At 52.1% G+C, this 4774-nt stretch carries 6 protein-coding genes; all 6 read left to right on the plus strand.

Going from position 1 to position 4774, the window contains the following annotated elements; all coding sequences use genetic code 11:
• Positions 1-1060: ATP-binding protein (locus AQR02_RS02900; protein ID WP_245237058.1), on the plus strand; the 1060-nt coding region annotated here is incomplete at its 5' end.
• A gap of 416 nt (positions 1061-1476) precedes the next feature.
• Positions 1477-1980: a sigma-70 family RNA polymerase sigma factor gene (locus AQR02_RS02905; RefSeq protein ID WP_054939315.1), complete on the plus strand. Its 504-nt coding sequence runs from the start codon at positions 1477-1479 to the stop codon at positions 1978-1980.
• A complete protein-coding gene (locus AQR02_RS02910; protein WP_054939316.1) occupies positions 1973-3187 on the plus strand; it encodes an anti-sigma factor in 1215 nt (404 codons plus the stop codon). Before AQR02_RS02905 ends, AQR02_RS02910 begins: the two co-directional genes overlap by 8 nt.
• Before the next feature lie 132 nt (positions 3188-3319).
• On the plus strand, positions 3320-3826 hold the full coding sequence (locus AQR02_RS02915; RefSeq protein ID WP_054939317.1) for a metallophosphoesterase family protein: 507 nt from the start codon (positions 3320-3322) through the stop codon (positions 3824-3826).
• Between the two features lie 271 nt (positions 3827-4097).
• Positions 4098-4403, plus strand: a complete 306-nt coding sequence (locus tag AQR02_RS02920; RefSeq protein WP_209444115.1) for a GNAT family N-acetyltransferase — start codon at positions 4098-4100, stop codon at positions 4401-4403.
• Positions 4404-4426: 23 nt separating this feature from the next.
• On the plus strand, positions 4427-4774 hold a 348-nt coding region (locus AQR02_RS33425; protein ID WP_425339954.1), incomplete at its 3' end, for an HAD family hydrolase.

Genomic DNA, 4774 nt, shown 5'->3' on the forward strand with positions numbered 1-4774 from the left:
TGTGGCGCGGATCTTTGATCGTCTGGAGGACAGGACCTTCATCTATGATGATGACAAGGAGCAGCCGGAATACAATATCCACCTGTCGGTCCGCAACAATGTGCTCGCTTATCCGGCTATGGGGGTAGCGCTCGCCCGGGTGCCGGTGTTTCAGGAGAACGGCATTAATTTTCAGGATTTCGTCTTTGCCGCATCGGATGCGCAGCTGCAGGTGTTCTTAAGCAATGTGCGCAAGCGGCAGCGGGAGCAGAACATCAATAAGGTGACGGTGTTCACCGACAGACGAAACGGTATGTTCCGTGAAGACGAGCCGATTACCCGTTCCGTAGGACGGGAGGATGTCGTGCTGGATGCCGCAATTAAAAAAGAAATTTACCGCTCGCTCGACCAGTTTTTTGATGCAGACCGCAGTTTTTATGTCAAATACGATATTCCTTATAAGCGGGGAATCCTGCTCTACGGCCACCCCGGCAACGGTAAAACAACGCTCGTCAAATCCATCGCCGGAAGCGTGCCCGGACCTGTAGTGTACTGGCAGATTACTGAATACACCAGCAGTGAATCGGTAAATGAGGTGTTCGAGGCCGCAGCCCGGCTTGCGCCGATGGTGCTGGTGATTGAGGATATTGACTCCATGCCGCAGGAGGTCCGCTCCTTTTTCCTGAATACGCTGGACGGAGCCACCTCCAAGGAAGGGATCTTTCTGATCGGCACCACCAATTATCCGGAGAAAATAGATCCCGGCCTCATGAACCGCGCCGGGCGCTTCGACCGGGCCTACGAGATCAAAATGCCGGGCGAGGAGCTCCGGCTGGAGTATCTGCAGCTGCGCGGCTTCTCCGCTTTCGCCGGCGAGGAAGGGGTTGCCCTGGCCGCGCGCCTGACCTCGGATTTCTCACTGACCCAGCTGGGCGAGCTCTATGTCAGTGCCGCGCTGGAGTGGCATGAGAACGGCACTGCCAATGTGGAGCAGCTGGTCCGCGGGATGCGCGGCGAGCTGGATAAGGGACGCAAGCGGGAATGGATGCGGGATGCCTCATCCACGATCGGATTTTATTGATAATATGGGCTAAGCACCCTAAGCCATGCCACCTGCTGAAAGTTCAGCGGGTGGCATGGCTGTTTTTGTTCAGAAGAGTGATTTGTAAGCAAGGGGAGGTGCGCTAACGGACTGGAAAGACCTTACTTTCCCGGTGGCGTCCATTTTCTCAGGCTTACGGACCGTACCGCGCTTATTGCCTCAGTAATCTTGATTATTGGGGCGGAAATCCGCACATAAGCGCACTGGAGTCCGTTAGCCTTATACAAAATGAATTCTGGCACAAATAAGCGCGGTTGAGTCCGTTACGGATAAAAGCAGCTGTTTTCCTGTTAAAGGCGCTGTATAGTGAATCAGTAATATGCCCGCGACACATGTTTTGGGGAAATCTGTAACTTTTCTCCAGCTGAACCGTGGTTAGAGTGAGGGGGGAGGGAATGAAGCTAAATTCACTGGATGATCATTATCAGAGCTATGTGAACGATATTTACCAGTATTTACGTTCCCTCTGCCGTAACCACCACCTCGCCGAAGATCTAACGCAGGAGACGTTTTACCGTGCTTATTTGTATTTGGAGGATTGCCGGGAAGACAAGATCAAGCCCTGGCTGTTCCGGGTAGCTTATAACGCTTTTATAGATCATACACGAAGGGCTCGCCGCAGCGTTACTAAGGAAGCGGACTATTTCAAGGCCCTGCCTCATCCGGAAACCACCGAAGATGTGTTGCTGAGACAGGAACAGATGGAAGAAATAGCACTATCGGTGGAGAGGCTGCCCGAGGCCCAGCGGCATGCGCTATTGCTGCATGATTTTCACGGATTGTCTTATCAGGAGGCGGCTGACATTATGGATGTGGGCCTATCCAATTATAAAATACTGATCTTCCGTGCCAGGCAAAAGCTGCGGGAGGCGGAGCGGAGGAGGAACGGGCATGAGTGAGGAATTCAAGGAGCAGCTGCGCAAATACAGCGAGGACAGCCTGCCGGAGGATGAACGGGCCGAAGTAGAGCGTGAGCTGGAGAAGCTGGAGGCCTATCAGGTGTATCTGGATGAACTGATGGAGAGGGAGGATCAGCAGACCCCTAAGCACTTTATCCATAAGCCAGACCTACCTGAGAAAAACACCTCCAAAAAAGCGAAAAAAACCGCTTTAAGGAAAGAAAAAAGAATCATCCGCCGGGGCAAATGGAAGGCTCGGTTTGCGAATACCTTTACGGTGCTTGCATTTGTTCTGGCCTTCACAGTCATCAGCACCATCATTACAGCAGTATTCTACAATAGTGGAGACCGTGTAGACAGGTATAGAGATGTTCTAATTTCGGCGGTTGCCGTCTCACGTCCCAATACAAGCTTGAATCTGAATGCAAACGGGAAGTTTTTTTTCAGGATGGAGTATTCGGGCAGGCTGATGAAGCAAATCGGAAGTGAACAGGTGGACGTTGGAAGCTACTCCAGTAAATTTCTGCTGGGGCTGGGCGGTATAGGCAATTACAACTGGACAGATCAGCAGAGCGGAAATACGGGGAGTTTTAATTTTAACTACCCGCAGGCAGCACAGAGTACTGGCGGACAGCGCAGTGACGCCCAGGAGTGGGAGCGGCTGGAGATGCTCCCGGAAGGTACAGTGGCCGAGGCTTACCTTTCCTTTGACCGGCTATACAGCACGGATGAACTGCTGAAGAAGCTTGAGCCGCTGAATGTACTGCCAGTCTGGTTTGCAGTGGACGGAGGCCAGGCTGCCGATGAACGTTCCTTCAGTACCCTGCTAGGATTTCCATACCAGCCGCTCTGGCATGCCGAAGATATGACGGTTAGGGAGATTTCTTCAGAGAAATGGGGCTGGTTCGGCAAAGTAACTTCAAGCACTTCGAGTTCCCCTTCAGTCGAGTCCTACGGCAGCGGCGAACTCCGGGAGCAGAATTTCATCGAAACGCTGCAGCTGCTGCAAAAATATAAAACGATTACACGTAACGCTGCCCCGTTTTTAAAAGTTGATAAATCCTTAAGTTATCTGGAGGAACACGGTGTTCATCTGTATGGTGCTGTAATAACAGGTCCCGTTAAGGAACTGCTGAAGCTGCAGAAGGATTCCTGGGTTAGCAATATCCGGATCGGTGAAGTACGGCTGTGGAACTGGCGGGACTGATGTTGTAAGCATAGTACAATGAGACCGCCTTACTTGCTTCTATCCCCTGCAAATCGTACAATTATCTGAAAATATAGATTCGCCTATGGGTGATAGATGTACGAGATTATGCAGATTAGGAGCTGAATAAGGGTGAGAATAGGAGTTGTATCAGATACCCATTTGCCGCGGTCAGCCAAGTCACTGCCGCAGGCGCTTGTGAAGGAATTCCGCCAGGTGGATCAGATTCTGCATCTGGGCGACTGGGTGGCCATGGAGATTTATGATCTGCTGGCCGAGCTTGCCCCGGTAGAGGGGATTGCCGGCAATAATGATGGGGCAGAGATTATCCAGCGGTTCGGGGAGCGCAAGATTGTTACCCTTGGGGGCATGCGTATCGGGTTGATCCACGGGCATGCCCCATATTCCCGCAAAGGGACGGACGGGAATGCACTGCTTGCTTTTGAAGGTGAAGAAGTGGACTGTATTCTGTTCGGCCATTCGCATCAGCCGCTGCTGCGCAGGGAAAACGGCATTTTGCTGTTTAATCCCGGCTCGCCTACCGACAAACGGCGTGAGAAGCAGTATTCCTTCGGACTGCTGGATATTGAGGACGGCAAAATCAATGCCCGGCATGTCTTCTACGACTCCAGAGAGTAGGGGGAGCCCTACGCTTTTGTCCAAGTGATGCATCATTCTCTCCATGGTCAGTGCTGAGGCGGCTATTTTACAATATACGTAAACAGACATATGACGAAAAGAGGGAACAGGCATGATATCCTATCGTTTGGAGCGTGCAGTACTGCAGGACGCGGAGCTTATTGCCCCGCTGTTTGATGAATACAGGGTGTATTATGGACAGGAACCGGATCTGCCGGGGGCTTAACGTTTTCTGCAGGAGAGGTTGGAAGCAGGTGAATCAACCGTTTTCATGGCAGTGACGGGTGAGGGCAGCAGCAGGCATGCCGGGGGCTTAGCCCAACTTTATCCGTTATTCTCTTCACTGACGCTACAGCGGCTGTGGGTGCTGAATGACCTGTTCGTTGCCGGGCAGCTGCGCGGGCGCGGGCTTGGCACGATGCTGCTGGAAGGAGTACGGGATTTTGCCCTGAACACAGGGACCAAAGGCCTGACATTGACTACCATGACTGACAACATATCAGCACAGCGTCTGTATGAAGCGCAGGGGTATGTACGGGATCATGATTTTTATACGTATGATCTGTTTTTTAAATGAAAGTAACAATAAGGGGCGTTAAAGTGGATAAAAGCAATAAATTGGCGGTATTTTTTGATCTGGATGATACGTTATATGACCATTTGGTACCGTTCCGCGAAGCGGTGCGCGAGGTGCTGGCACCGGATGAGCGCCAACTGGATTATGCGGATTTATTCTATACCGTAAGGCATCACAGTGACAGGCTCTGGCCGAAGTATCTGCAGGGCGAGCTTGAGCTGGAGGAGACACGGGTGCTGCGTCTCGAGCTGGCTTTTGCCGAATATGGGCTTGAACTTAACCGCGGGCAGGCAGAACAGGTTCAGGCGGCTTACATTGGCCGGCAGTACACGATAGAAATGATTGACGGGGTAGAAGCGCAGCTGCGGCGG

This window comes from Paenibacillus ihuae (assembly GCF_001368795.1).
Taxonomy (GTDB): Bacteria; Bacillota; Bacilli; order Paenibacillales; family Paenibacillaceae; genus Paenibacillus_AQ; species Paenibacillus_AQ ihuae.

What these genes read in the sequence shown, in the direction of transcription:
- AQR02_RS02905 (WP_054939315.1), top strand. Translation starts at nt 1,477, where the DNA reads ATGAAGCTAAATTCACTGGATGATCATTATCAGAGCTATGTGAACGAT.
- AQR02_RS02910 (WP_054939316.1), top strand. Translation starts at nt 1,973, where the DNA reads ATGAGTGAGGAATTCAAGGAGCAGCTGCGCAAATACAGCGAGGACAGC.
- AQR02_RS02920 (WP_209444115.1), top strand. Translation starts at nt 4,098, where the DNA reads ATGGCAGTGACGGGTGAGGGCAGCAGCAGGCATGCCGGGGGCTTAGCC.